The 25,649-nt window shown below is 52.2% G+C and carries 22 protein-coding genes; 9 read left to right on the forward strand and 13 right to left on the reverse strand.

Annotated elements, in window-relative coordinates:
- Window positions 1–447 precede the first annotated feature (447 nt).
- Window positions 448–1,860, forward strand: a complete 1,413-nt coding sequence (gene ltrA / locus MGLY_RS02210) for a group II intron reverse transcriptase/maturase (protein WP_156271542.1) — start codon at window positions 448–450, stop codon at window positions 1,858–1,860.
- A 78-nt stretch (window positions 1,861–1,938) separates the two neighbouring features.
- Here ltrA and asnB read toward each other — a convergent pair whose 3' ends face one another.
- The 4 genes from asnB to MGLY_RS02230 all read right to left on the reverse strand — a co-directional run bounded on the left by asnB (window position 1,939) and on the right by MGLY_RS02230 (window position 7,300).
- The gene (gene asnB, locus MGLY_RS02215) at window positions 1,939–3,780 is read right to left on the reverse strand and encodes an asparagine synthase (glutamine-hydrolyzing) (RefSeq protein ID WP_156271543.1); all 1,842 of its coding nucleotides are present in this window, start codon (window positions 3,778–3,780) and stop codon (window positions 1,939–1,941) included.
- A gap of 230 nt (window positions 3,781–4,010) precedes the next feature.
- Complete coding sequence (gene glgA, locus MGLY_RS02220; RefSeq protein ID WP_156271544.1) at window positions 4,011–5,474, reverse strand: glycogen synthase GlgA; 1,464 nt, start codon at window positions 5,472–5,474, stop codon at window positions 4,011–4,013.
- Between the two features lie 133 nt (window positions 5,475–5,607).
- Window positions 5,608–6,642 carry a galactose-1-phosphate uridylyltransferase gene (gene galT / locus MGLY_RS02225; protein ID WP_156271545.1) on the reverse strand — a complete coding sequence of 345 codons (1,035 nt, stop codon included), beginning with the start codon at window positions 6,640–6,642 and terminating at the stop codon, window positions 5,608–5,610.
- A gap of 55 nt (window positions 6,643–6,697) precedes the next feature.
- Window positions 6,698–7,300 (reverse strand): DJ-1/PfpI family protein, encoded by a 603-nt coding sequence (locus tag MGLY_RS02230; RefSeq protein WP_156271546.1) that lies wholly within the window; start codon window positions 7,298–7,300, stop codon window positions 6,698–6,700.
- A 146-nt stretch (window positions 7,301–7,446) separates the two neighbouring features.
- Between MGLY_RS02230 and MGLY_RS18695 the strand changes: the two genes are divergently transcribed.
- The 3 genes from MGLY_RS18695 (at window position 7,447) to MGLY_RS02245 (ending at window position 8,857) form a co-directional block, all read left to right on the forward strand.
- Window positions 7,447–7,614 (forward strand): cupin domain-containing protein, encoded by a 168-nt coding sequence (locus MGLY_RS18695; RefSeq protein ID WP_156271547.1) that lies wholly within the window; start codon window positions 7,447–7,449, stop codon window positions 7,612–7,614.
- Window positions 7,615–7,670: 56 nt separating this feature from the next.
- Window positions 7,671–8,273 (forward strand): flavin reductase family protein, encoded by a 603-nt coding sequence (locus MGLY_RS02240; RefSeq protein WP_277997884.1) that lies wholly within the window; start codon window positions 7,671–7,673, stop codon window positions 8,271–8,273.
- Between the two features lie 80 nt (window positions 8,274–8,353).
- Entirely contained in the window at window positions 8,354–8,857 is a 504-nt protein-coding gene (locus MGLY_RS02245) for an MFS transporter (RefSeq protein WP_211662030.1), read from the forward strand.
- 193 nt (window positions 8,858–9,050) lie between these two features.
- Here the strand turns inward: MGLY_RS02245 and MGLY_RS02250 are convergent, their stop codons facing one another.
- Complete coding sequence (locus tag MGLY_RS02250; RefSeq protein ID WP_422880104.1) at window positions 9,051–10,733, reverse strand: IS1634 family transposase; 1,683 nt, start codon at window positions 10,731–10,733, stop codon at window positions 9,051–9,053.
- A 234-nt stretch (window positions 10,734–10,967) separates the two neighbouring features.
- Between MGLY_RS02250 and MGLY_RS02255 the strand changes: the two genes are divergently transcribed.
- The 3 genes from MGLY_RS02255 to MGLY_RS02265 all read left to right on the forward strand — a co-directional run bounded on the left by MGLY_RS02255 (window position 10,968) and on the right by MGLY_RS02265 (window position 12,863).
- Window positions 10,968–11,207 (forward strand): cupin domain-containing protein, encoded by a 240-nt coding sequence (locus MGLY_RS02255; protein WP_246187396.1) that lies wholly within the window; start codon window positions 10,968–10,970, stop codon window positions 11,205–11,207.
- 67 nt (window positions 11,208–11,274) lie between these two features.
- A complete protein-coding gene (locus MGLY_RS02260; protein WP_156271552.1) occupies window positions 11,275–11,412 on the forward strand; it encodes an aldehyde ferredoxin oxidoreductase N-terminal domain-containing protein in 138 nt (45 codons plus the stop codon).
- A gap of 104 nt (window positions 11,413–11,516) precedes the next feature.
- Complete coding sequence (locus MGLY_RS02265) at window positions 11,517–12,863, forward strand: IS1380 family transposase (protein WP_156271486.1); 1,347 nt, start codon at window positions 11,517–11,519, stop codon at window positions 12,861–12,863.
- 245 nt (window positions 12,864–13,108) lie between these two features.
- On the opposite strand, the gene MGLY_RS02270 is transcribed toward MGLY_RS02265, so the two are convergent.
- From MGLY_RS02270 to MGLY_RS02280, 3 genes are all read right to left on the reverse strand, one after another.
- Window positions 13,109–13,714, reverse strand: a complete 606-nt coding sequence (locus MGLY_RS02270; protein ID WP_170290892.1) for a DUF1638 domain-containing protein — start codon at window positions 13,712–13,714, stop codon at window positions 13,109–13,111.
- Window positions 13,715–13,974: 260 nt separating this feature from the next.
- Window positions 13,975–15,822 (reverse strand): ASKHA domain-containing protein, encoded by a 1,848-nt coding sequence (locus tag MGLY_RS02275; protein ID WP_422880098.1) that lies wholly within the window; start codon window positions 15,820–15,822, stop codon window positions 13,975–13,977.
- Window positions 15,794–16,336 carry a helix-turn-helix transcriptional regulator gene (locus MGLY_RS02280; protein WP_170290893.1) on the reverse strand — a complete coding sequence of 181 codons (543 nt, stop codon included), beginning with the start codon at window positions 16,334–16,336 and terminating at the stop codon, window positions 15,794–15,796. Before MGLY_RS02280 ends, MGLY_RS02275 begins: the two co-directional genes overlap by 29 nt.
- A 101-nt stretch (window positions 16,337–16,437) precedes the next feature.
- Between MGLY_RS02280 and MGLY_RS02285 the strand changes: the two genes are divergently transcribed.
- A complete protein-coding gene (locus tag MGLY_RS02285; protein ID WP_156271486.1) occupies window positions 16,438–17,784 on the forward strand; it encodes an IS1380 family transposase in 1,347 nt (448 codons plus the stop codon).
- An 801-nt stretch (window positions 17,785–18,585) separates the two neighbouring features.
- Window positions 18,586–19,932: an IS1380 family transposase gene (locus MGLY_RS02290; protein WP_156271486.1), complete on the forward strand. Its 1,347-nt coding sequence runs from the start codon at window positions 18,586–18,588 to the stop codon at window positions 19,930–19,932.
- 252 nt (window positions 19,933–20,184) lie between these two features.
- Here MGLY_RS02290 and MGLY_RS02295 read toward each other — a convergent pair whose 3' ends face one another.
- The 5 genes from MGLY_RS02295 to MGLY_RS02315 form a co-directional block, all read right to left on the reverse strand.
- Window positions 20,185–20,811, reverse strand: coding sequence for a cobalamin B12-binding domain-containing protein (locus MGLY_RS02295; protein ID WP_156271555.1), 627 nt, complete (start codon window positions 20,809–20,811; stop codon window positions 20,185–20,187).
- An 18-nt stretch (window positions 20,812–20,829) separates the two neighbouring features.
- On the reverse strand, window positions 20,830–22,188 hold the full coding sequence (locus MGLY_RS02300) for a uroporphyrinogen decarboxylase family protein (RefSeq protein ID WP_156271556.1): 1,359 nt from the start codon (window positions 22,186–22,188) through the stop codon (window positions 20,830–20,832).
- A 103-nt stretch (window positions 22,189–22,291) separates the two neighbouring features.
- A complete protein-coding gene (locus MGLY_RS02305; protein ID WP_170290894.1) occupies window positions 22,292–22,732 on the reverse strand; it encodes an MFS transporter in 441 nt (146 codons plus the stop codon).
- Window positions 22,733–22,739: 7 nt separating this feature from the next.
- Window positions 22,740–24,386, reverse strand: a complete 1,647-nt coding sequence (locus MGLY_RS02310) for an IS1634 family transposase (RefSeq protein WP_156271558.1) — start codon at window positions 24,384–24,386, stop codon at window positions 22,740–22,742.
- 159 nt (window positions 24,387–24,545) lie between these two features.
- On the reverse strand, window positions 24,546–25,646 hold the full coding sequence (locus tag MGLY_RS02315) for an MFS transporter (protein ID WP_156271559.1): 1,101 nt from the start codon (window positions 25,644–25,646) through the stop codon (window positions 24,546–24,548).
- Window positions 25,647–25,649: the final 3 nt, after the last annotated feature.

Here is a 25,649-nt window from a genome sequence, read left to right on the forward strand (position 1 = left end):
GCCAGGGGCCCCGGAGATTGACCCGGGGCCCCTGGCTTTATTGTGCGCCCGGCATGGGCGTTAACTTAGTGGTGAAAGTCCACTGCAGGCGAGGCAGCACAGTCTGTTAGCCAAAGGCAAGGGTGTCCATCGCGAGGTGGAATCTGAAGGAAGCCGGAGGCAAAGCCACGGCCCGATGAACAAGAACCCCATACGAGGCTAGACCGTCCGGATGAGCTGGCAATACACAGCGAAATCCCAGGCTGCCAAGGGGCGGTAGAGTAGATGGGGCGGGCGCGGGGTGAAGGTTAACGCTCTTACCCGGGGAGACCTGCCGGGTAGGCCAGGGAAAGCTGGTAACCCGTGTCGAAAGGCACGACTGAACCGGCAGGAGTCAGCAGAAGGCATAGTACCCTGGGGGTCATGAACCGCAGGGGAAGGCCCGAACATCAAGTCAGAGGTGAAACGATGCGTTCGCGAGAAGGACGAAGACAGCAGAAAACCCCGGAAGGGGCCTGCCCACGGGAGGAAGTGGTGAAGCCGCAGGGGACCGCGGGAGGGCCGAGTTCTTCTCCGGCACAAAGCGGAACGTCACCTCGCAGAGGCCAAGGTAGCGGCCTGATGGAACAGGTGGTGGCCAGGAGTAACATGCTGGCCGCTCTAAAGCGTGTAGAGCGGAACGGAGGCGCGCCCGGCGTAGATGGCATCCCGACCGAACGGCTTCGGGACCAAATTCGTACCGAATGGCCGCGCATCCGGGAAGAACTGCTCGCAGGAACCTACAGACCGAAGCCCGTGCGCCGGGTCGAAATCCCGAAACCCGGAGGAGGCAAACGGCTGCTAGGGATACCCACCGTAATGGACCGCCTGATCCAGCAGGCGCTCCTGCAAGTATTGACGCCCATTTTTGACCCGCAGTTCTCAGAAAACAGTTTCGGGTTCCGACCCGGAAGGAGAGCCCATGACGCGGTAAAGAAGGCGCGACAATACGTAGAAGAAGGATACGAATGGGCGGTGGACCTGGACATCGAGAAATATTTTGACCGGGTAAACCACGACATACTCATGGCCCGGGTGGCCCGGAAAGTAACGGATAAGAGGGTACTTACCCTTATCCGCCGCTATCTTACCGCAGGCGTCATGGTGAAGGGAGTGGTCATGGAGACGGCAGAAGGGACGCCCCAGGGCGGACCCTTAAGCCCGCTTTTGGCCAACATCCTCCTGGACGACCTGGACAAAGAGCTGGAAAAGAGGGGCCACAAGTTCGTCCGTTACGCCGATGACTGCAACATCTACGTCAAAAGCAAACGGGCGGGAGAAAGGGTCATGGCCAGTATCCGCAACTTCCTGCAGGAGCGGTTAAAGCTCAAGATTAACGAGCAGAAGAGCGCGGTAGACCGGCCGTGGAAACTAAAATTCCTGGGGTTTAGCATGTACAAAGCCAAAGCCGGAGAAATCCTTATCCGTCTAGCGCCGCAAACCATTGAACGGGTTAAGATGAAAATTCGGGAGATAACTTCCCGGAATAAGCCCGTAAGCATGGAAGAGCGCATAGAGCGGCTAAACGCCTACCTGGGTGGATGGATAGGATACTTCGCCCTGGCCGACACGCCCAGCACTTTCAGGAACTTGGAAGGCTGGATGCGGAGAAGGCTACGCATGTGCCTCTGGAAGCAGTGGAAGCGAGTACGGACCAGGTACCGCGAGCTACGCGCATTGGGATTGCCGGATTGGGTGGTGCATAATTTCGCCAACGCCCGCAAAGGGCCGTGGCGAATGGCCCATGGGCCAATGAATAGAGCCCTGGGTAATGCCTACTGGCAGTCCCAGGGCCTGATGAGCTTAACCGAACGTTATCAAAGTCTTCGTCAAGCTTGGTGAACCGCCGGATGCGGACCCGCATGTCCGGTGGTGTGAGAGGACGGGGGCTAGCCGCCCCCTCCTACTCGATTTTTTCCGCTAGCGCACCGCTATCCGGTATTCCCGCAGCCAGGTGTCGGCCTGGGCAAGATAAGCGAAGAGCTGGGGGGCGCTCATGAGCTGGCCGAACCAGGGCAGGTCGAAGGGCTCTTCCTTCTCCGCCAGGGCACGGATGGCCGGCACGTCGATGAAGGGCAGCAGGGGCGAACCGGGATCGTTCAAAATCTCCAACAGCCAGGTGCGGACGGCCTCCAGGTAGGCCGGGTTGTAGGTCTTGGGGTAGGGGCTCTTGCGCCGCTGCAGGACTTCCTCCGGTAGCACCCCGCGTAAAGCCCGGCGCAAGATGCCCTTTTCCATCTGGCCCCAGAATTTCATCTCCCAGGGGATATTCCAGACATAATCTACCAGTCGGTGATCGCAGTAGGGCACCCGGACCTCCAGCCCCACGGCCATGCTCATGCGGTCCTTGCGGTCCAGGAGTACCGGCATAAAGCGGGTCAGGGTAAGGTAGGAAAATTCTCGCAGGCGGGCGCTCCGGGGGTCCTCCCCTGGCAGGCGGGGTACTTCCTCCAGGGCTTCCCGGTAGCGCCTGGCCACATATTCCTCCGGACGGACCAGGGCTTTAAGATCGGGAGAAAGGAGGCGGATCCTCTCGTGGCCGGCCCGGGTCCAGGGGAAGGTAGCCAGGGCCATGGCCTTTTCACTTCTAAACCACGGGTAACCGCCGAAGACCTCGTCGGCAGCCTCGCCGGACAGGGCAACGGTGGCTTCTTTTTTAATTTCCCGGCTAAAGAGGTACAGGGAAGAGTCCACATCAGCCATTCCCGGCAGGTCCCGGGCGCGCATGGCCGTAGTCAGAGAGGTTACCAGTTCGGGGGTGTCGATAAAGACGTAGTGGTGCCTGGTACCCAGGTAGCGGGAAACGAGTTCTACCCAGGGGGCATCGCTGTTGGGCTGGAAATGGCTGGGCCGGAAATAACGGTCATTGTCGACGTAGTCTACCGACCAGGTATGGATGGGCCCAAGACCCCGCTCCTGAAAGGCCCGGGCGGCAAAGGCGGTAACGGCGCTGGAATCCAGCCCCCCGGAGAGCAGGGTGCAGACGGGCACATCGGCTACCAGCTGCCGCTCTACCGTATCCTGCAAAAGCTGGCGGACTTTAGCGGTAGTGGTTTCCAGGTCATCCGGGTGGGGCCGGCTTACCAGGGCCCAGTACTGGTGCTGGCGGATGCCCTGGCGGTCATAAATCAGGTAGTAGCCGGGTTTCAATTCGGCTATGTTGCGGAATACCCCGTGTCCCGGCGTGCGGGCCGGTCCCAGGACAAAAACTTCGGCCAGCCCTTCGGCGTCCACCTCCGCTTCCACTGCCGGGTGCGCCAGCAGGGCTTTCAATTCCGAACCAAAGAGGAAGGCACTGCCCCTTTGCGTATAAAAGAGGGGTTTGACGCCCAGGCGGTCCCGGGCCAGGAAAAGGCTTTGCCTGGCCTCATCCCAGATGGCAAAGGCAAAAATACCATTAAAACGCTCGACGCAGGCTGGCCCCCATTCCATATAGGCCGCCAGCAGTGCTTCCGTATCCGAGTGTCCCTGGAAGGTATAACCATGGCTTTTGAGCTCCCGGTGCAGGTCGGGTGTGTTGTACAGCTCACCGTTATAGGATATGACAAAGGTCTGGTTGCCGCGGTGGCGTACCATGGGCTGGCCGCCGCCGGCAGGATCAACGACAATCAGGCGGCGATGGCCCAGGGCGGCCCGGGGGGAAAGCCACACCCCGGAGGCATCCGGCCCGCGGCAGGCCAGGGTGGCTGTCATGGCCTCCAGGACAGGCTGTTGCCGGCTTAGATCCACCTCCCAGTCCACCCAGCCGGTGATGCCACACATAAATAAATCCCTCCCCAGCAGGCTGTTAAAAACGCCCTTAAATTGAAACCCTTCCTCTGGACGCCGTTGCCCACCGGGGTTACGCCCTTGCAACCCCAAACGGGTTCCATGATGATCTTATGCAGGGAGGGGGAAAAAGTGCGGGAAAAATACCTGCCCGGGCTGGTCCCGGGCAGGCGGAACTGATATATCCCGGCGTTTCGCAACGTAAGCGCCGGTAACAGTTCCTTTTACCCCGCTTTAACCTGGGTAGCCATCCTCTTCTGGAGGGCTTCCCGGTACATATCTTCGTATTGACCGGCCGAGGCGTTCCAGGAAAAGTCGGCTGCCATGCCCCGCCGGACCAGATTACGCCACTCCTCCGGCTCGTTCCGGTAAACGTGGAGGGCGCGATTAATGGTATCCAGGAGGGCCTGGGGCTGGTAATCGCGGAAGGAAAAGCCGTTACCGCTCCCCGGGTACTGGTGAAAATCCTTGATGGTATCCTCCAGGCCGCCCGTAGCCCGGACCACCGGTACGGTGCCGTAGCGCAGGCTGATCATCTGGCCCAGGCCGCAGGGTTCAAAGCGGGAGGGCATGAGGAAGATATCGCAGCCGGCATAAATCCGCTGGGCGAGTACCGGGTCAAAGCCGATTTTGACGGCCATTTTATCCCGGTATTTGACCTTGTAACGGGAGAAAAGCTGCTGGTAATAATCCTCGCCGCTGCCCAGGAGGACGAACTGCACATCCTGCTGCAGCAGGGGGTCGAGAATGGCCGCCAGGAGATCCAGTCCCTTCTGGTTCACCAGGCGGGAAATGAGGCCCAGGAGGGGTCCATCCTTGACCGGCAATTCCATCTCCCTTTGCAGGGCCGCTTTGTTCTCCTTTTTCTTCTCCAGGTGCCCGGCGTCGTAATTGACGGCCAGGCGCGGGTCGGTGGCCGGGTTGAACTCCTGGTAGTCAATGCCGTTCAAAATTCCCCGTAGATCCGCGGCGCGTTTCCTCAGCAGGCCGTCCAGGCGTTCCCCGTATTCGGGAGTCTGGATTTCCAGGGCGTATTTCTTGCTGACGGTGTTGATTAAATCAGCGTACAGGATCCCGGCCTTCATGAAACTGACCTGGCCGTAAAACTCCAGGCGCTCGGGGGTAAAAAATTCCTCGCCCAGGGCCATAATCTTCAAGGTGTGGCGGGGGAAGGTCCCCTGGTACTGGAGGTTATGGATGGTATAAATGGTTGCCGTTTGCCGGTAAAAGGGGTTATCCTCGTGCTTGACTTTGAGGAAAAGGGGGATGGGGCCCGTCTGCCAGTCATTGCAGTGGATAATATCCGGCTGGTATCCCAGCCAGGGCAGCATGGACAGGACGGCCTTGCAGAAAAAATTAAAACGGGCTGCGTCATCGGGATAGCAGTACATGCCGTCCCGGCAGAAGAACTTGTAGTTATCGATGAGGTAAACAGGTACGGGGTGATCTCCTGCCAGCTGCGCCTGGCGGATAATGGCCGTTTCCAGGCTGCCATCCATTTCCACCGGCAGGTCGGTGAGGTAGTCGACATTCTTGACCTGGCGGTAACGGGGCATAGCCACCCGGACCTCGTGGCCCCGGGCGGCCAGGGCTTTGGGGAGGCTGCCGGCCACGTCGGCCAGGCCCCCCGTTTTGGCCAGGGGGGCTACTTCGGATGAAACCAGCAAAATCTTTAAGGGCTCGGTCATTAGCCTTCCTCCTATATTTCGGAAGTCAGAGGCAGGAAGTACGAAGTCGGAATTCCCGTAGGAACTGGCTAGGCCAGTTCCTGATTAAGTCTCCAGACTTCCATCATTTTCGTAGTTTACTTTATAGGGGGCGTTATACCCTACGGTTAGCTTCAGCCTGGCTCTCCTGATCCAGTTTAATTTCGTTCAGTGACTGGGCGGCGATTTCCGGTGGCGTGGGGTTAATGTACATATCCGTCCCCCATTCAAAACCGGCAACAATGGTCAGCCTGGGCAGGAGTTCAAAATGCCAGTGGTAGATACTGTCCTCCTGGCGCAGGGGCGCTGTATGCAGGACCAGGTTAAATGGCGGGTCGTTAGCCGCCTTTTCCAACCGATCCAGTACGTCCTGGAGGATGGCGGCCAGTTGCTCCAGCTGCTCATCTTCGCAGGCGCCGAAACTGGCCTGGTGGCGCCGGGGCATGATCCACATTTCCATCGGGAAACGGGAGGCGAAGGGGCAGAAGGCCAGGAATTCTTTATTAAAGGCCACGACACGGGCCCCTGTTTCCAGCTCTGCTTCGATAAGGTCGCAGAAAAGACAGCTTTCTTTTTCCTGCCAGTAAGCTTTAAGCCTGGCCATTTCCCGGTTAACGGCTGCCGGCACCAGGGGTGTGGCAATGAGCTGGCTGTGGGGGTGTTCCAGGGAAGCCCCGGCGGTAGGGCCGTGGTTTTTAAAGAGCTGGATGTATTGGAGCCTTTTGTCCCGCTTCAGCTGCAGGTAACGCTGCCGCCAGGCCTTGAGAACCTGGACGGCATGCTCGGGAGCTAGAGCGGAGAAAAAGGTATCATGATCAGGCCCCTCGATGATAACCTCATGCACACCGGTACCGGTCATGGTCTGGTAAATCCCTTTACTTTCCCTGCCCACCTCCCCGCTGGCCGTCAGGGCGGCATATTTGTTGGGTACCACCCGCACCTGCCAGCCAGGGGTATCAGGTTCCGTGCTGGCGGCGCGGAAGGCCAGAACTTCCGGCGGTGTTTCCTTTTCGTGGCCGGGGCAAAAGGGGCAGTTGGCGTTGCCATTCTTTTCTTTATGAGGAGGCTTGAAGTCCGAAGGCCTTTTGGCCCGTTCGGTGGCAATGATTACCCAGCGCTGGCTCACCGGGTCCTGGCGTAATTCGGGCATACTGGAACCTCCAAATTAAGCAACTTGCTACTAGGTTTTATCTATCCGGGGCAAATTATGCGGTATAAGATTGGCCGTAATCTATACCGGCGATCAGCCTGGCAAATTGTCGCATCCATTCTGGATTCCCACGCCAGGAGGCGGCAGAAACTAAATTCCCATCCACATACACATTAGATAAAGTTTCGTTAACTTCACCCCATATAGCTCCGGCGAGAAGAAGATCGGGTTTAATACCAGGATAACCTGTACATATTTTTCCTCTAAGTACACCGGCGGCTATTAAAATTTGCGGCCCGTGGCAGGTAACGGCTACGGGCTTATTAGTTATAAAGAAATGCTGTACAATTTTTAGCACTCGCTCATTGAGGCGTAAATATTCAGGTGAACGGCCACCGGGGATAACTAGTCCAATATAGTCCTGGGGATCGACTTTATCAAAGGTGGCAGTAAGAAGGAAATTGTGACCTGGCTTCTCGCTATAAGTTTGCTCTTTTTCAAAGTCATGAACAGCGGTTCGTACAGTTTCTCCAGCCCATTTATTAGGAGAAACACTGTGGACGGTATATCCCAACATAGTTAAGGCTTGAAAAGGAAAGATGGCTTCATAATCTTCCACATAATCGCCGACCAGCATGAGTATTTTCTTTCCAGGCATTTTTATCCCTCCCCTTCATTCTATTCCACCGAGTTATGAGGTGATAGCCCGGGGAGGCAAGATAATGATTATTCAGGAAGGGGATTTAAAAAATTAATATTCGTTATCAGTTATTATCACCTGATTTAAAAGGGCCGGTGGAATTTATGTTGATTACGGCGCCGCCCAAGGCCTCCACGGGCGAGGAAAATTTCGTCCATGATGGTTATGAATATGGTTTTATTTTGAAAGGCTCAATGCAAATCTGTATTAATGATACTGAAATTTATCTTTTACACCAAGGCGATGCTATCTTTTTTAGCAGTGGTATTTGATGAAAAAGACAAGGTCAAATTAACAAAAGGATTAGATTTTATTCTTTTACCGCCCGGTGGTATTGGTAACCTGTTTAGACGATAATGATAAACCCAATATCATTACTCTAGCCTGGGCCACGCCGGTATCCCACCAACCTTTGATTGTGGCTATTGCTGTATCGCCTAAGAGATATTCCCATGACTTAATTAACCGGAGGCGGGAATTTGTGGTTAATTTCCCGGATATCAGCCTGGCGGAAGGAGCCAACTGGTGTGGCCGCAAATCAGGGAAAAAATATGATAAATTCGCTGAAACCAAATGGACCGCCGTCCCGGGCAAGACAATCAAAACTCCCCATATAGCTGAGTGCTATGCCTATCTGGAATGCAAGGTAACTCAACAGGTTATTGCTGGGGATCATACGACTTTCTTCGGCGAAGTTGTGGATGCTTACGCGGTTGAGGAAGCTGTCAAGAAAGTAAAGCAAGGGGGACCGCCGGCCTATTACTTTGACCCTGCCAGAATTAAGACATTGCAGCACCTGGGAGGCGATATGTATGTAACTAATGAAGATAACTATGTTGAATTTGAAGTTAGTGGTGTTATTGATGTATATAAATTAAAAGCCCTAAGAGAGCCTGTTTTTTACTCCGGCCAGAGTAAAGGGCTCTCTTAGGCCACCCGTAAAATTATTATAACAAGTAATTTAAAAAATGAAAACCGAAGCCCAGTCTTTTTCCAGCCGTCCTGAATTTGTTGCCTTTCATTAGAAAAGATTTGGGACTATCCCATGAAGTAATTGGTTTTGCCTCTTCCCTGTTTTTCCTGGCGTATACGGGTATGCAAATCCCAGCCGGTATAGCAGCAGATAAATGGGGACCCAAGATCGTTATGGGTGTATCTATTGTCGTGTTTACCTTCTTTAGTTTCCTGACGGGGACCATTAATTCTCTAGCTCAATTTATTGCTGTGCGCCTTGGTCTCGGCCTGGGGGAAGGGCTACACTTTTCTCCCAGTATTCGTGCTATCGGCGACTGGTTCCCGCCCCAGGAAAAAGGCCGGGCGACTGCCTTTTTCACTACTTCCTGGACGGTAGCTCCAGCCATTATCCCTGTTGTAACTGCTTTTATAGCGGCGGCCTGGGGTTGGCGGATGGTGTTTTATTTGTTGGCTATCCCCGGCATAGTGGGGATAATCTTCTCAGGCAGGGCAAGGGCAAAGCTGCACCTAGCGCAACCCCATTCTTGTATTTTGCCTTAATGGCTGTTATTGGCACTATACTTTCCCTTTCTTTAAATGAAAAGCCCATTGCTGCCGGGATGAGTAAAAATTCTTCTTTGGAGGGTTAAATAAATGCTGATTTATCCCCAAGTTCGACAGTTGCTAGGTGAATAATAAGCGCAACAGCTTGTCGCGCAAGGGTTTCAGGGTTCGGCTTTTGGGGCGCGTGTTACTAGGGACCCTTTCTGGCCTTTGTTTCGACCGCGATTATTTGCGGCGGTTCCTTTATCCCAAGGGTCTTGAAGATATGCTGCTGTGGCGGGGTTGTTTCCGTCCTTTGGAGTATCCTGCCCTCAGGACCAACAAATTCGCCCAGGTGCATGCGTTCCAGGGTCTGGCGGATGTTCCGCCAGCTATCCTGCACTTTCGTTTCAGCTACCCGGATTAGGAGCAGTCCCAGCCAGCACAGGAGGACATGGGCATGGATGCGGTCGCTCAGGCGATGATAAATAGGCCGCAGCTCTAAGGACTGTTTCATGGTACGGAAGGCGTCTTCTACTTCGAGAAGCTGCTTGTAGCCGAGGGCCACGTCTTCCGGGCTTAAAGTATCGTCCGAGGTCCGTAACAGGTATTTGCCGTCCAGCTTTTCTTCGGCTTTCACCTTGGCCATATCGATATACGGTTGCCCTTTCTTGTCGGTCTTGAGATAGCGGCCATAGGTGGGATGGGCGATAAGCTGGCAGCAGGCTTTGGTATGGGGTTCGCCTTTAAGGTCGCCGATGGCTTTTAGTTCTTCCTTGAGGCGGGTCAATATTTTCTCCCGCTCAAGTCTGTCTTTTTCTGCTTCTTTGGGGTTGCGGACCAGGATATAGCGTACCCTTTTTTCACCGTCGCCGACGATAACTTCTTTGACTTCAAGGTTATCTTTGACGGTTTTGTAGCGGCCCGGTCTGGTCAGGGCTTCTTCTACGGTTTCTTTGCCGCTGCGCATCTTTTCGCCGGCAATATAGTGGCCACCGGCACGCTGGAGGTAGCGAAGGTTATCTTCCGAAGCAAAGCCGCGGTCGACAACGGTGATGACCCGGCCCAGTTGCCAGCCCACCAGGTCCTTTTTGACTTGCTCGATTACCGCCATATCGGCGGTGTTCCCGGGCCAGACCCAGCAGCGTACTGGGAGGCCTTCCCTGGTGACCGCCAGGCCGATTACAGCCTGCGGTAAATCCGGCCGGTGGTCCTTGGAGTTGCCTTTACGCCGAAGGTGCTGCTTATGGTCCTCCGGATTATCCTCCTCTTCCACTTCAAAGTAGGTGGAGGTGGTATCGAAGTACAGGAGATCTACTTCCAGGTTAAAGAGGTGGGCCACGGCGAAGAAGATATCCTTTTGTATCTCTTCCGCAGCCTCCAGTAAGAAGTCCATGGCCCGGTAAAGGTGTTGCACCGGTACCTCCGGGAGGCCGGGAATGAAAACGTCGTGGCTGACCCAATCCTCGGTCTTAAGTTTACTGGCCGGGTGCAAAGCCCGGTTGGCTACCATGGCGAAGATGGCCCGTTCGACCGGATTCTGGAACTTACGTTTGGCCAGCAACCTGACTAAAACGTCGCTAATACCCAGCCGGTTCCACAGTTCGTTTAATACCCAGGCGCCGCCCATAGGCCGGCTGGAGACAAATTTCAGGGGAGTGCTGCCGTTTAACTCTCCTTGGGTGCGCAAAACCTCTTCCGGTCCCAAAAAACGCGTAATACTCTTTACCAGGCGGACCAGGGCTTCCCGGTCTACATCCTCTTCGCGGCCGAAGTTGAATAGTACTTTGGCTTTCGGATAGCCGGCTTGGGGGTCCCAGACGTTGTGGGCAAGCTGGATATAACGGACAACAGAGCCGTCCTTGTTTTTGCGGGAAATAGTTCTTATGTACATGTCTATATTATAGCGCATGTACTACATAGCCATCAAGCTCTAATTCCGGAATCGTGTGCCTATGTGATTTTTGATTTTTGAGCTCTCCCAAGAGCGGGAAACGTTGATTTATAAGGTTTCTTCATCTGAAAAGCAGCCATTTTTGCCTAGCAACTGTCGAACTCGGGTTATCCTGGAGAAATCAAAACTGACTGGGGAAAAGTAATAACATTTATTAAAAAAGAATTACCTGCTATGACCATGATCGAATGCGGTATCTTTGAATGTCAACCTGGTTCCAGCCTGGCAAGGCATGTTCATGAAAATGGAGATGAGTATTGTTACCTGTTTGCAGGTCAAGGGATTTTTGAGATCGGCGGCCAGGAATATGAAGTAGAAGCAGGCCAGACAATTAAAATTCCCAGAGGGGTAGAACATCGTTCATTTAATAATGGGGAACATACTTTTAGAAGTTTTTACGTAGTTTGCCCGTAAATAAATTTGAGATTATCTTAAGGCGTGGGCAATGCCCACGCCTTAAAATAACGAGAAGGAGATAGTCATGGCGGGATTTCAGGAAAAGATGTTGCGCATTGATTTGCAGCGGAATAACGTTAGCGAAGAAAGATTACCACTTAAATGGTATTCCCAGTATCTTGGCGGTTTGGGTTTGGGTTTAAGATATTTCCTGAATCCGTGACAACCCAATAACAAAATATCTGGATATGGCTCAAAACCTCGCGAAAAATAAGGTATAATAGGCTGGATGGCAAACGAATCCATGTTCACCTGCGAGGTGCGGCCATGAAATTCATCATTGAACAGTCTGATGAACACCTTACCCCCGTTGCCGGACTGGCTCTGGTGGGGGAAATCATTGATCATACTGCTCTGAAACTCAGGCTAAATAAGACCCGGATACCTGGTGTTTCTTCTCCGGATATTTCTCACGGGGATGTTATCACCTCTTACGTGGGCCTGCTTTGCCAGGGTCGCAGTGATTTTGACCATATTGAGCTTTTTCGGGATGACCCCTTCTTCGCTGCGGCGCTGGGTATTCAGGATGTGCCTTCAAGCCCTACCCTGCGCCAGCGCCTGGATATGATAGCTCATAGTGTACCCTACCAGGAGATTATCCTCGAGGAAACGGCCAGGTTCCTTAAGAAACTTAAGGCACCGGTAACTCCTGTTACCCTGGGTTCCAGGGAACTAAAGCGCCAATATGTCCCTTTGGATATTGATGTTACTCCCTTTGATAATTCAAATTCCAAGAAAGAGGGTGTTTCCAGGACCTATAAGGGCTACGACGGTTATGCGCCTATCTTCGCCTACCTCGGTAGGGAAGGCTACTGCGTCCATACCGAACTGCGGGCCGGGAAACAGCATTGCCAAAAAGGGACGCCGGAGTTCCTGCGACAAGCTCTAACCTTTGCTCGCGCTATCACTTCGCTGCCACTTTTAGTACGGATGGATGGCGGTAATGACAGCCAGGATAATCTCCAGGTCTGTTTGGACCCGGAAATCAAAGCCGATTTTATCATTAAGCGTAACCTGCGCAAGGAAACGCCGGAGGCCTGGCTGGCCATTGCCAAGGAAAATGGTACCGCCACCCTAGAACGGGAGGGAAAAACCGTCTATCGGGGGCACCAGATGGTGAAAATCGAGGGTGCTGACACCCCTGTCCGTCTGGTGTATAAGGTCACCGAGCGGACGATATTACGAAACGGCCAGCTTCTCCTGGTCCCGGAAATTGAGGTCGAAACCTACTGGACCACTTTACCCGACCCGGTGGAGGATATCATTACCCTCTACCACGACCACGGCACCAGTGAGCAATTCCACAGTGAAATCAAAAACGATTTAGACCTGGAACGGCTGCCCAGCGGCAAGTTTGCCACCAATGACCTGGTGCTACACCTGGGTGTTTTCGCCTACAACATTCTAAGGCTTCTGGGGCAGTTTAGCCTCCCGCTAAAGGAGGTACCGCTGCGCAATAAGAAAGCTCAACGCCGGCGGCTGCGTACCGTTATACAAAACCTGATTACCATAGCGTCCCGGCTGGTTCACCACGCCCGGCAGGTCAAATTACGATTTGGGCAGCACAGCCCGTGGTATCCAGCTTTCCGGTACCTATATAAAGCGTTGGCTTAATACAGAACTTCTAGCTCCAGTTAGCTGTATAAGCAGGCTCCAAGCCTCTTAGGACGAGAGGTCTACTTTGTTATTCCCTTATCCAGGGGACCCAAGGTAAGAGTAAATAGCCTTCGTCCACATAATCAACTTTAGACCCAATTCAATGTATCAGCAGATGTTAAATATAACTGTTAATACCATTTACTGTTAGTGCGAGTTCTACCCAGTTGTTATTATCACGGATTCAGGTATAAGGTATTTGGCTACCACCGTCTCGTCGTAAACGTTGTCCCGGGAGGCACCTGCAAGAACAGATGATCCCATGGCCCCCGCAACAGTTGCTGCAGGTAATCTTTATGTCCACGGGTGTTCTCAAGGTTTAACCCTAGTTTTTCCGCTGCCTCACGCGCCGCTTCCCTCGCCGCATCTTCCCTCCGCCGCCCAGTATTTATATACACCATTCGGCGGTAATGGCGGAAAAGGTGGCGCATCAATCTGCTACCTCGCTCTTCGCCATAGCGGGAAAGGCAACGTTCATACTCCCGTAGCAGGTTTTCTTCTCCGGCCAGCCAGCCGGCAGATAAAAAATAGGTGTCTGGCCCCCACTGCTGCCGGGCCTCCGGTGAGCCCAGTAATAAAGGTATGCAATCTTCGACCTTAGGGATAATTAGGGGCGCTGGTCCAGCCCGCAGGCCTTCCAGGGCTCCGCCGCAGAAACCGTAGCCCAGTAACACCAGTTCACTACCGCAGGTGCCATCGATGGCCTCCTGTAAAGCCTGCCGCAACCGGTCCGGTGAGCGGTGCAACCCCTGATCCAGGAAGTGAAATTCATAACATTGCGGAGCTAAAGCTATAAGTTCTTCTTCCATAACTTTACAGGCAATAACTCGATATCGACCCATTATCGATTACTGCTCCCTTAATCGGTCACACACCGCCCGGCCTAACATCCGGCTATAACAACACTGGTCGTGGCGCCCTCACCTGACAACTGGGCAAGGTTAATTCTATACTATCACTTATTTCATGAATCGTGAAGGTGGCAGTAGCCCCCCAGGAGGGGTTTCCCACAAAGGCTTCCTTGCAATAGTGTTTACCTGGGGCACGAAGCCAAATTTTGGACCTCCGGTTATGGTAATAAAAGCAGCTTCATAAACACATCCTGGAAGGACGGCCGGGTCATGAGTTCAATATAGCCCACCCGGCGGGCTATTGTTTCACCCCGCTGCCTTTCGGCCAGGGAAAGGAGGGCCAGCCGCGCCCCGGTGCCGGCAGCGTTGCCCACCTGGCGGAAGGCGCCCAGGGGAAGTTGGGGGAACATGCCGATGGTAATGGCGCTTTCCAGCTTCAGGTGGGTACCAAAGGCCCCGGCGACCACCACTTCTTCCAGGTCGTCTACGGTGAGGCCCGCTGCCTCCAGGAGCAGCAGGGTACCGCTGGCGATGGCTGCCTTGGCCAGCTGGATCTCGCTGATGTCCTTCTGGGTTACCACCAGGTCGCTGTCAATGCCGGTTTCCTCAGCCGGTACCAGCAGGAATTCCGCCGGGCCACCCCCGGCAGGTCGCCTTACCCGGGGATGATTTAAATCCAGCCGGCCGCTGGCGTTGAGGACGCCGGTGCGGTAAAGCTCGGCCACGGCATCCAGGATGCCGGAGCCGCAGATGCCCAGGGGCGGTGCGCCGCCAATGCTCTCCCAGTAGACCTCCCGCCCGTCGTCACTTAAGCGCACGGCGGCGATGGCCCCGGTAATGGCGCGCATCCCCTGGGCAATGTGGGCGCCTTCAAAGGCCGGCCCTGAAGCGCAGGAGCAGGAAAGCATTTTACCGCCGTAGCTTAAAACAATTTCCGTATTGGTACCGATATCCAGGCCCAGGGTGACTTTGCGGGCCTCGTCAAGGCGGCTGCCCAGGATCATGGCCACATGGTCGCCGCCGACAAAGCCGGCTATTACCGGCTGGAGATAGACATAGGCTCCCGGGCTGAAGTTTAAACCCAGGTTCCGGGCTTTCACTTCTACCGGGGTGGTCAGGGCCGGGACGTAGGGGGCCCGGGCCAGCTGGGCCACCGGCAGGTGCAATAACAGGTGGTGCATGGCGGTGTTGCCCACGATGACGGCTTCTTCTATGTCTGCCGGGGTTACGCCGGCCTGCTCGGCCAGGGTGGCGGCCAGCCGGTTCAGCCCTTCGATTGCTACTTCCTGGATGCGCCGGTAGGCGGCTTCTCCCTCCAGGGCATAGCCCAGGCGCGCCATGACATCTTCGCCGTAGGCGATCTGGGGGTTCATGATGCCGTCGGCAGCCAGGGTGGCCCCGGTTTCCAGGTTGATCAGGAAACCGGCTACCTTGGTGGTCCCCAGGTCGACAGCCAGGCCCAGGGGCGGCGGCGCCGGCCGGCCGGCATAAATGTTGATCACCTCTGTACCGCGGACCGTCACCACGCCGCTGCCGCCGGCCGCCAGGGGCTCCGTCGCTAAAGCCAGGTTAAAATCTACCTCCGGGCGGTCCAGGCCATAAGCGGCCTCCAGCTCGCCGGCCACCTGCTGCCAGAGAGGCCGGGGGGTTTCAATGGTCGTCCTGGTTAACGGCAGGTTATACCTTTTAACCGGCGCTTCCGGGACTACTGCGACATCCAGCCCTTCTACCTGAAGTTGCTGCACGCCAAGCATGGATTCCGGCGGAATTTCCACTTTCAGCGGTCCCTGGATGACTGCCTGGCAGGCCAGGCGATAGCCCTGTTCCAGTTGCTCCGGCTTCAAGAAACGCTTTTCCGCCGGCGTCGGCTCCCCGGCGTCGCCGGCGGCTACCCGTACCCGGCAGCGGCCGCACAGACCCCTGCCGCCGCAGGGTGCCGTCAGGCCCCCGGACCCCAGGGCCAGCCCTATTTGCTGGGCCGCGGCTAAAATAGTCTGGCCGGCCGCAACCTGGGCGCGCCGGCCCACCGGCTGGAAATCAACCAGCACTTCCTTCAAACTTAGCACCCCCTATTTTGCGGAACACGCTGGGCGTGTACCCTTCCTGCTTTTTAAATACCTGGCTGAAATAACGGGCGTCGTGATAACCGACCCGTTCGGCTATTGCCGCTACCGGCAGGTTGGTATTTAACAGCAATTCTTTAGCTGCTCTCAGGCGTACCCTGGTCAGGTAGTCTATGAAGTTCTGGCCCTTAACCTGCTTAAAGAGGCGGCTGAAATAACAGGGATTTAAATATACCTGCTGAGCGACTTCTTGCAGGGTGAGATCCTGGCTGAAGTTGGCTTCGATAAACTTGCTGGCCCGTTCAATAAGGGAAGAATTGCGTTGTTCCCTGCTGGCTACTACCTGATCTACCAGGACCATCAGGCGCTCCAGGACAAGCTCACGCACAGCCGCCCGGTTATCCAAAAATTCGCTGCTGCCGGCCAGGGTGAGGTTGGAAACGGCCTCCGGGTCGGCTCCGCCTTCCAGGGCGGCATTGGCTGCCAGGGCAACCATTGGAACCTGAATCCGTGACAACCCAATAACAAAATATCTGGATATGGCTCAAAACCTCGCGAAAAATAAGGTATAATAGGCTGGATGGCAAACGAATCCATGTTCACCTGCGAGGTGCGGCCATGAAATTCATCATTGAACAGTCTGATGAACACCTTACCCCCGTTGCCGGACTGGCTCTGGTGGGGGAAATCATTGATCATACTGCTCTGAAACTCAGGCTAAATAAGACCCGGATACCTGGTGTTTCTTCTCCGGATATTTCTCACGGGGATGTTATCACCTCTTACGTGGGCCTGCTTTGCCAGGGTCGCAGTGATTTTGACCATATTGAGCTTTTTCGGGATGACCCCTTCTTCGCTGCGGCGCTGGGTATTCAGGATGTGCCTTCAAGCCCTACCCTGCGCCAGCGCCTGGATATGATAGCTCATAGTGTACCCTACCAGGAGATTATCCTCGAGGAAACGGCCAGGTTCCTTAAGAAACTTAAGGCACCGGTAACTCCTGTTACCCTGGGTTCCAGGGAACTAAAGCGCCAATATGTCCCTTTGGATATTGATGTTACTCCCTTTGATAATTCAAATTCCAAGAAAGAGGGTGTTTCCAGGACCTATAAGGGCTACGACGGTTATGCGCCTATCTTCGCCTACCTCGGTAGGGAAGGCTACTGCGTCCATACCGAACTGCGGGCCGGGAAACAGCATTGCCAAAAAGGGACGCCGGAGTTCCTGCGACAAGCTCTAACCTTTGCTCGCGCTATCACTTCGCTGCCACTTTTAGTACGGATGGATGGCGGTAATGACAGCCAGGATAATCTCCAGGTCTGTTTGGACCCGGAAATCAAAGCCGATTTTATCATTAAGCGTAACCTGCGCAAGGAAACGCCGGAGGCCTGGCTGGCCATTGCCAAGGAAAATGGTACCGCCACCCTAGAACGGGAGGGAAAAACCGTCTATCGGGGGCACCAGATGGTGAAAATCGAGGGTGCTGACACCCCTGTCCGTCTGGTGTATAAGGTCACCGAGCGGACGATATTACGAAACGGCCAGCTTCTCCTGGTCCCGGAAATTGAGGTCGAAACCTACTGGACCACTTTACCCGACCCGGTGGAGGATATCATTACCCTCTACCACGACCACGGCACCAGTGAGCAATTCCACAGTGAAATCAAAAACGATTTAGACCTGGAACGGCTGCCCAGCGGCAAGTTTGCCACCAATGACCTGGTGCTACACCTGGGTGTTTTCGCCTACAACATTCTAAGGCTTCTGGGGCAGTTTAGCCTCCCGCTAAAGGAGGTACCGCTGCGCAATAAGAAAGCTCAACGCCGGCGGCTGCGTACCGTTATACAAAACCTGATTACCATAGCGTCCCGGCTGGTTCACCACGCCCGGCAGGTCAAATTACGATTTGGGCAGCACAGCCCGTGGTATCCAGCTTTCCGGTACCTATATAAAGCGTTGGCTTAATACAGAACTTCTAGCTCCAGTTAGCTGTATAAGCAGGCTCCAAGCCTCTTAGGACGAGAGGTCTACTTTGTTATTCCCTTATCCAGGGGACCCAAGGTAAGAGTAAATAGCCTTCGTCCACATAATCAACTTTAGACCCAATTCAATGTATCAGCAGATGTTAAATATAACTGTTAATACCATTTACTGTTAGTGCGAGTTTTACCCAGTTGTTATTATCACGGATTCAGGTGGAAGTTTAATTGGAAGTTTATGTGTTTGTAAAGCAGAATCAGGCATATCATCACCTTTAGGTTTAGCCTATCCATATATCTCCCTGTTTCGTTCTCTTAAGAGGTTGCTATAAATTTTGCATAACTATTTTAATATTCCTATAATAACTTCCTTGAATTAAATCTCCACGCACGGTCATAATTCTTCTCACATAAAAACCTTCTCACATAAAAACTTTAAGTTAGAGATAATTCTCGTCGCTGTAAAGGTAAAAGCCTCAGCTGAAATAATCTGTATTTGACTTTAATAACGCATTATATATAGTCTCTACGTTTTTCTTTATGAAGAAATTATTGGTGGTGAAAGGTAGGGTTTTTAACTCCTCCTATCCTTTCACCACCGAGTTTTTTATTATGACAGCAACTTAGTTGTTAGTCCATCCATAATAAAATTCTGGCCTGGAAGCAAAGACCTGAATCCGTGACAACCCAATAACAAAATATCTGGATATGGCTCAAAACCTCGCGAAAAATAAGGTATAATAGGCTGGATGGCAAACGAATCCATGTTCACCTGCGAGGTGCGGCCATGAAATTCATCATTGAACAGTCTGATGAACACCTTACCCCCGTTGCCGGACTGGCTCTGGTGGGGGAAATCATTGATCATACTGCTCTGAAACTCAGGCTAAATAAGACCCGGATACCTGGTGTTTCTTCTCCGGATATTTCTCACGGGGATGTTATCACCTCTTACGTGGGCCTGCTTTGCCAGGGTCGCAGTGATTTTGACCATATTGAGCTTTTTCGGGATGACCCCTTCTTCGCTGCGGCGCTGGGTATTCAGGATGTGCCTTCAAGCCCTACCCTGCGCCAGCGCCTGGATATGATAGCTCATAGTGTACCCTACCAGGAGATTATCCTCGAGGAAACGGCCAGGTTCCTTAAGAAACTTAAGGCACCGGTAACTCCTGTTACCCTGGGTTCCAGGGAACTAAAGCGCCAATATGTCCCTTTGGATATTGATGTTACTCCCTTTGATAATTCAAATTCCAAGAAAGAGGGTGTTTCCAGGACCTATAAGGGCTACGACGGTTATGCGCCTATCTTCGCCTACCTCGGTAGGGAAGGCTACTGCGTCCATACCGAACTGCGGGCCGGGAAACAGCATTGCCAAAAAGGGACGCCGGAGTTCCTGCGACAAGCTCTAACCTTTGCTCGCGCTATCACTTCGCTGCCACTTTTAGTACGGATGGATGGCGGTAATGACAGCCAGGATAATCTCCAGGTCTGTTTGGACCCGGAAATCAAAGCCGATTTTATCATTAAGCGTAACCTGCGCAAGGAAACGCCGGAGGCCTGGCTGGCCATTGCCAAGGAAAATGGTACCGCCACCCTAGAACGGGAGGGAAAAACCGTCTATCGGGGGCACCAGATGGTGAAAATCGAGGGTGCTGACACCCCTGTCCGTCTGGTGTATAAGGTCACCGAGCGGACGATATTACGAAACGGCCAGCTTCTCCTGGTCCCGGAAATTGAGGTCGAAACCTACTGGACCACTTTACCCGACCCGGTGGAGGATATCATTACCCTCTACCACGACCACGGCACCAGTGAGCAATTCCACAGTGAAATCAAAAACGATTTAGACCTGGAACGGCTGCCCAGCGGCAAGTTTGCCACCAATGACCTGGTGCTACACCTGGGTGTTTTCGCCTACAACATTCTAAGGCTTCTGGGGCAGTTTAGCCTCCCGCTAAAGGAGGTACCGCTGCGCAATAAGAAAGCTCAACGCCGGCGGCTGCGTACCGTTATACAAAACCTGATTACCATAGCGTCCCGGCTGGTTCACCACGCCCGGCAGGTCAAATTACGATTTGGGCAGCACAGCCCGTGGTATCCAGCTTTCCGGTACCTATATAAAGCGTTGGCTTAATACAGAACTTCTAGCTCCAGTTAGCTGTATAAGCAGGCTCCAAGCCTCTTAGGACGAGAGGTCTACTTTGTTATTCCCTTATCCAGGGGACCCAAGGTAAGAGTAAATAGCCTTCGTCCACATAATCAACTTTAGACCCAATTCAATGTATCAGCAGATGTTAAATATAACTGTTAATACCATTTACTGTTAGTGCGAGTTCTACCCAGTTGTTATTATCACGGATTCAGGAAAGATACAGATTGACAAAAATTAACTATATACACTCTTACATATTTTAACTCCCGTCACAGCATCGTTAGCATAAAAATCTGCACCAGTAAATTTGCGAACTGTCTCGTTGCAGATAGTTCCTCCAATGATTATTTTTACCTGTTCTCGCAATCCAGCCTCCGTTATCGCCTCTACTACGTTTTTCATTTCTGGGTAGGTGGAGTTTAATAACGCGCTTAGACCAAGAACTTTTGCTCCGGTTTCGCGCACTGCTTCTACGAATTTCTCGGCGGGCACATCCACTCCCAGATCAACAACTTTGAATCCGTGGCTCCGTAATAGACTCACAACAATATTTTTACCAATATCGTGAATGTCATTTTTGACAGTACCAATTACCACCGTCCCAGCAGATCGTTCCGCAACCCCGCTGCTTTCCATAAGCGGCTCCAGCTTTTGCATGACTTCTTTCATGATTTCGGCCGAAAACATCAGCTCCGTTAAAAAGTATTGATTGGAAGCAAAAAGATCGCCGACAGCCACCATTCCTTCGTTACATTCGCTAATGATTTTTTCAGGTGAGGCTCCCTGTTCGAGCATTTTATCCACAAGTTCATATACCTTTTTTTCATTGAGGTCCCGTAAAGCTTCTGCAAGGGCTGTCATTAATTAATTCCTCCTTATTTACCATGATAACAGCCAATTATAGGCCATTCGCTCGAGCCTTTCCCAATTTTTCTTTATTAACTCTTCATCTCCGGGAATAGCCCATTCGGCTTTTTTAATTTCCCATGGCGTTACCACGCGAGGTTCAGGTAATTTTACTCCTGGCGGTATATTTGGATTAGATTTTGGCTCCGGAGGAGGACCGTCGGAGTACCTGCCGTATTCCATAACTGCATCAATCAAAGCCCGGAAATTCTCGGGTTTCGTATCTTCCGGGATATGGCCTCCGCCATGAGGAATCCATCCCCCATCTTTACCGACAGTTTCGCATAATAGTTTCACCCGGGCGCGGACTTCATCCGGGGTACCTAAAATCAACATTTCGTTGGGTATTCCGCCGGTAATACACTGCTGGTGTCCAAAAGCTTTCTTGGCTTCGAAAATATCAGCCTCATTGTCAATATCGCATAGTACTTTACCCCTGGGCAATTCAGCTATATGATGCCAATGCGGGCCCCAGTTGCCTTCCAGGAACACACGGAATGTATAACCAGCTTCAATCAGCATCTCGACGCCCTTTTTGAAAGTTGGCCAGTAGAAAGTATCAAATTGCTTGGGTGATAAGAAGCAAGGTTTATGCGTTGCGACAAAAATCGGATACCTCTTTAGCGGGTCGGCAGTGGCGAGAGCCCTGTTAATGAGATCCGGTAATAAAGCTTCGCAAGCTTCGATAACGTTGTCGGGCTGCCTGAACATATCTCGCATGATACCATTGAGGCCACGGAGATTATCTGACAGGAAGTCAAAGGGGGCAGCGAAGTTGCCCATTACCGGTTGCGGCATGCCTACTTCGGCGGCTAACCGGGCGCCTCTTTCCCTGTTTATGGCACCAACAATACCTTGCGCCATCCCCGATTTTAAGAATGCCATGTAAGAACGTATAGAGCCTCTTTCTTTAAACTCACCGAGTATACGGGGAAGATAGCGCTCCATCCTAAAGGTCACAGGATCATCTATCATCAGACGGTATTCATCTTCTTTCATGTACTCGGCTTCGACAAATTGCTGTAAAGACTTGGGCGTAATGTCGCGCCCCGGGACTTTATAGAGGCGATAATCTACGACATCCCAGTTGGGGGACCACTGCAAATTGGTTCTAAATGTGTCCAGTTCCGGATACTTTTTGGCGAATTCGATCTCTACTTTAGCCCAGATCTCCGGGTCATACATAATTTCCTGGTACGTATAGCCCGAGGCTTTTTCGGCGAAATAAGTGGTATTAAATGCAATGGGTATCCGGTCCGTAGGCTCCAGTGCAATTGCAGCCTGATAACGCCCCAACCGTTGATTAAATAGCGCTTTAATTTCGTCAGCCATAAAAACCCTCCTAAACTAAGTTTTTAGCTTAAAGTTAAATCATGGTCTTTATTTCATTAGACCCCTCCTCTTTGAAATGTAGTATTAATTTAAATTAAATAACTCATGCAGTTGCCATCTTTGTCCTTACAATAACGGCTCTTTTTTCATCCATAAAGGCAATCAAAGCCCCGCACAACGCATAGGTTGTGGCGATTGCCATCAGGACGACAAAATAGTTATTTCCGGTCAGATCGAGTATTAGCCCTAGGCTGATTGGAAATACCACCGAACCTAACTGGGCTATTCCATTATAAAAACCCATAGCGCTGCCTGCCTGAGGCCCGGCGACAGATTCTGCCTGCAATGTATTAAGGGGAATACCTAAAAATGGTGCTATTAGACCCTTCGCCAGCATAATTCCCCACAGTAAACCGGTATTTGTCGTAAGTGCCAAAGCTACGGTTATTATGGCTACGCAAGCTGAGCCCATAATACCTGACTTTATCAGTTGAATCCCTAGAACCCGCATAAAACCTAGAAAAATAGAAAACAAGACGCGCATTTTGCCACTACAACCGGTCCTGCCAGCGGGCAGCAAACTCCTCTACACGGGTAATGTTTCCCGGCGGTGCAATCCGCATTAGGCGCAGGATCTTTTTGCTCAACTCTGTACTCTGGGTCTTGATAAAGAACACCTCTCCTTTGATCTCTACCTCGGCAAAGTTGAGGGAGTTTAACGCTTCCCGGATTTCTGCCGGCGAGGCATTTTCCACCGCTTGCCGGAGCTTGAATTCCAGAGTGCGTTCGAGAAGAAAGGCGAGGAAGCAAATTACAAAGTGTCCTTTAATCCGCCTTTCGGTCCAGTGAAAAACCGGCCGGACTTTCAGGGTGCTTTTCATGACGCGAAAAGATTCTTCAATCCGCCACAGGTTATGGTAAGCATCCAGGATGTCTTTGGCACTCATTTCTTTCTCGCTGGTCTGGATGCCGTAGTAGCCGTCAAATTGTTTGTCCCGGGCAATGGCTTCTTCGTCCAGTATCCACGTGCCCGTACAGTCTATTTCTTTGAGGTATTTCTTGCCGCCACGTTTGTTGCTGGCCTGGATTTTGGCCTTGCTTTCTAAAAGGGTTTGGGCTTTCTCGATTAACCTTTCCCGGTCGGCCCGGTCTTTTTCCGCCCGCCGGCTGGAGTAGGTGACGATCAGTTTTTCGGGTAATTTGTATTTTTTCCCTTCAGCGGTGAATTCGTTTATGTACTCGATAACCTTGTAGCGAAGGACTTCTCCTTCATCGTCCTTTATCTCCTGGTAGCCATTTTCGTCCAATATCATATCGGTAATCTCTTTTTTCATGCTCTTGATGCGGGCGGCAAAGATGTAGCTGTAGCCCCGTTCCACTATGCGTTTTAAGTTAAGCTTGCTGTTGATCCCCCGGTCGGCGACGATGATCACCCGGCGCAGGCCAAAACGTTTTTCCAGCTTTTCTAAGGCCGTCTCCAGGGTCTTGCCGTCAAAGGTATTGCCGGGGAAAAGCTCATAGCCAATGGGCCGCCCCTCGCAATCAATAAGCAGGCCCAATACCACCTGGACTTCGTTGAACTTACCGTCTTTACTGAAGCCGAAATCGCGTAAAGTGTCGGCTTCGACGCTGGCAAAGGAAAAGGTCGTTACATCATAAAAAACCACATCCACCTGCATGTTAAAAAGGTGGCGGTTCTTTTGGAACATCTCCTCCTCCAACAACTCTTTATACTCGCAGAGTAAATCCAAGGAGCGGTAGAGGTGGTTTAAGGCTACGTCGGGTAAACTGGCATAACGGTGCTGGTAGTTGTAGGTACCTAATTTACTCCTGGGTTCAAGGAGGTGCTGGATAGCCATAAGAAAACTGGCGTCGCTTAATTCGAATTGTACCTTACGTTTGGCACTGATCTTCTTTAAAAGTTTGGGTAGCTCAAATTGGTTCCAGATCTTCTGGTAGACCACATAGCCCCAGTTCTTGATCTGCGCCTCGGAAAAGCTGGCTAAACTGGTCACCTCCCTGGCCTTGGACAATTCTAAGAGGCGCTTACCAAGTCTTTGAAAGCTGGGGTTGTTTTCAATCTCGTCCAGGCGACCGAGATTGAGGAGGACCTTGTGTTTAACAGCTCCATTTTCCCGGTAAGATTGGACTAGCTGGACGTACTGGTGGTTTTTGGTTTTAGTTATTTTGATGAACATGCTTAAATGATACCACTAACATTGCCTATTGTCTAGATAATATTTGGTATTTCACAATATTAGTTGCCACTACGTTTTTCGCTTTTTGGGCTATTTTTAACGCCCAAAGCTAGATTTTATCTGGGTTCTTGAATCAGTAAAATGTCGCAACTGATAAACTCAGGAAAAACCCATAGCGCTGCCTGCCTGAGGCCCGGCGACAGATTCTGCCTGCAATGTATTAAGGGGAATACCTAAAAATGGTGCTATTAGACCCTTCGCCAGCATAATTCCCCACAGTAAACCGGTATTTGTCGTAAGTGCCAAAGCTACGGTTATTATGGCTACGCAAGCTGAGCCCATAATACACACCGCTTTGCGGCGTTTTAATAAGTCACAAAGAAAACCGGCTAGTGTTGGCCCAAATAAGCCTACCATACTTGAAGCTGCAAAAATGGAAGCCGCGACCACCAGCGAAAATCCACGCACCTTGGTAAAATAGGCAATAATCCAGGTTGTATATCCTTGATTGGCACCGATTGATAAGAAACAGGCAATACAACCCAATAAAAATGACCGTTTTAATACCAGGGATAAAAAGCTCTGCATAGTCACCGGTTTAGTAGCATCGCCGCTTCCCGCGCCGATTGCCCCCTTTGGACTGGCCTTGGCTATCCCGCGCTCTTTGGCAAATAAAAGTACGACAATTGCTACTGCAAGGGTCATAATTCCAGCATATATGAAGCCCATTTTCCATGAAGTACGGATTACCGGCGCCAGGGCACCGCTAGCAATGGCTGCACCTAAAGTCGGACCTGTCATCATGATCCCCATGGCAGTCGCCCTTGCGCTTTTAGGAAACCATCCCAGCTGGAATTTCACTCCGGCCGAAAACAATGCGCCGCTTCCCGCTCCCGCAATCATGCGCAATATAAAGAGGGTCGCGTAGCTGTTGCCGAAGGGCAAAAGGAGAGTAAACAGGCCGGAAATAATCGATGATAATCCTAAAGTCAAACGGGGCCCGAACCGGTCCACAAACCATCCGGAAACGAAATTGGAAATTACATAGCCGATGTAGAAGGCTGTCATCAGCCCTCCCGCTGCAGTCATACTCAAATTCATGGCCGGCGCCGCAACAGGGATGGCTGTCGGCCAAACGTTCCGATCAACAAAGGAAACAGCGTAGCTTAACATACACAGGGCAATTATAACCCAGCTGTACCAGGTTATTGGCATTTCGTCGACGCGCGTGGCTTCCGAAGGCCTGTTTTCTAACGCCATTCT

Origin of the sequence: Moorella glycerini (genome assembly GCF_009735625.1) — a bacterium.
Taxonomy (GTDB): domain Bacteria; phylum Bacillota; class DSM-521; order Neomoorellales; family Neomoorellaceae; genus Neomoorella; species Neomoorella glycerini.

Coding starts and splice junctions, on each gene's coding strand:
- MGLY_RS02305 (WP_170290894.1), bottom strand. CDS start 22,732: ATGCGCGTCTTGTTTTCTATTTTTCTAGGTTTTATGCGGGTTCTAGGG.
- MGLY_RS02295 (WP_156271555.1), bottom strand. CDS start 20,811: ATGACAGCCCTTGCAGAAGCTTTACGGGACCTCAATGAAAAAAAGGTA.
- galT (WP_156271545.1), bottom strand. CDS start 6,642: ATGCCCGAATTACGCCAGGACCCGGTGAGCCAGCGCTGGGTAATCATT.
- MGLY_RS02315 (WP_156271559.1), bottom strand. CDS start 25,646: ATGGCGTTAGAAAACAGGCCTTCGGAAGCCACGCGCGTCGACGAAATG.
- MGLY_RS02260 (WP_156271552.1), top strand. CDS start 11,275: ATGGCGGGATTTCAGGAAAAGATGTTGCGCATTGATTTGCAGCGGAAT.
- MGLY_RS18695 (WP_156271547.1), top strand. CDS start 7,447: ATGTTGATTACGGCGCCGCCCAAGGCCTCCACGGGCGAGGAAAATTTC.
- asnB (WP_156271543.1), bottom strand. CDS start 3,780: ATGTGTGGCATCACCGGCTGGGTGGACTGGGAGGTGGATCTAAGCCGG.
- MGLY_RS02300 (WP_156271556.1), bottom strand. CDS start 22,188: ATGGCTGACGAAATTAAAGCGCTATTTAATCAACGGTTGGGGCGTTAT.
- MGLY_RS02290 (WP_156271486.1), top strand. CDS start 18,586: ATGAAATTCATCATTGAACAGTCTGATGAACACCTTACCCCCGTTGCC.
- ltrA (WP_156271542.1), top strand. CDS start 448: ATGCGTTCGCGAGAAGGACGAAGACAGCAGAAAACCCCGGAAGGGGCC.
- MGLY_RS02255 (WP_246187396.1), top strand. CDS start 10,968: ATGACCATGATCGAATGCGGTATCTTTGAATGTCAACCTGGTTCCAGC.
- MGLY_RS02270 (WP_170290892.1), bottom strand. CDS start 13,714: ATGGAAGAAGAACTTATAGCTTTAGCTCCGCAATGTTATGAATTTCAC.
- glgA (WP_156271544.1), bottom strand. CDS start 5,474: ATGACCGAGCCCTTAAAGATTTTGCTGGTTTCATCCGAAGTAGCCCCC.
- MGLY_RS02265 (WP_156271486.1), top strand. CDS start 11,517: ATGAAATTCATCATTGAACAGTCTGATGAACACCTTACCCCCGTTGCC.
- MGLY_RS02285 (WP_156271486.1), top strand. CDS start 16,438: ATGAAATTCATCATTGAACAGTCTGATGAACACCTTACCCCCGTTGCC.
- MGLY_RS02230 (WP_156271546.1), bottom strand. CDS start 7,300: ATGCCTGGAAAGAAAATACTCATGCTGGTCGGCGATTATGTGGAAGAT.
- MGLY_RS02310 (WP_156271558.1), bottom strand. CDS start 24,386: ATGTTCATCAAAATAACTAAAACCAAAAACCACCAGTACGTCCAGCTA.
- MGLY_RS02250 (WP_422880104.1), bottom strand. CDS start 10,733: ATGTACATAAGAACTATTTCCCGCAAAAACAAGGACGGCTCTGTTGTC.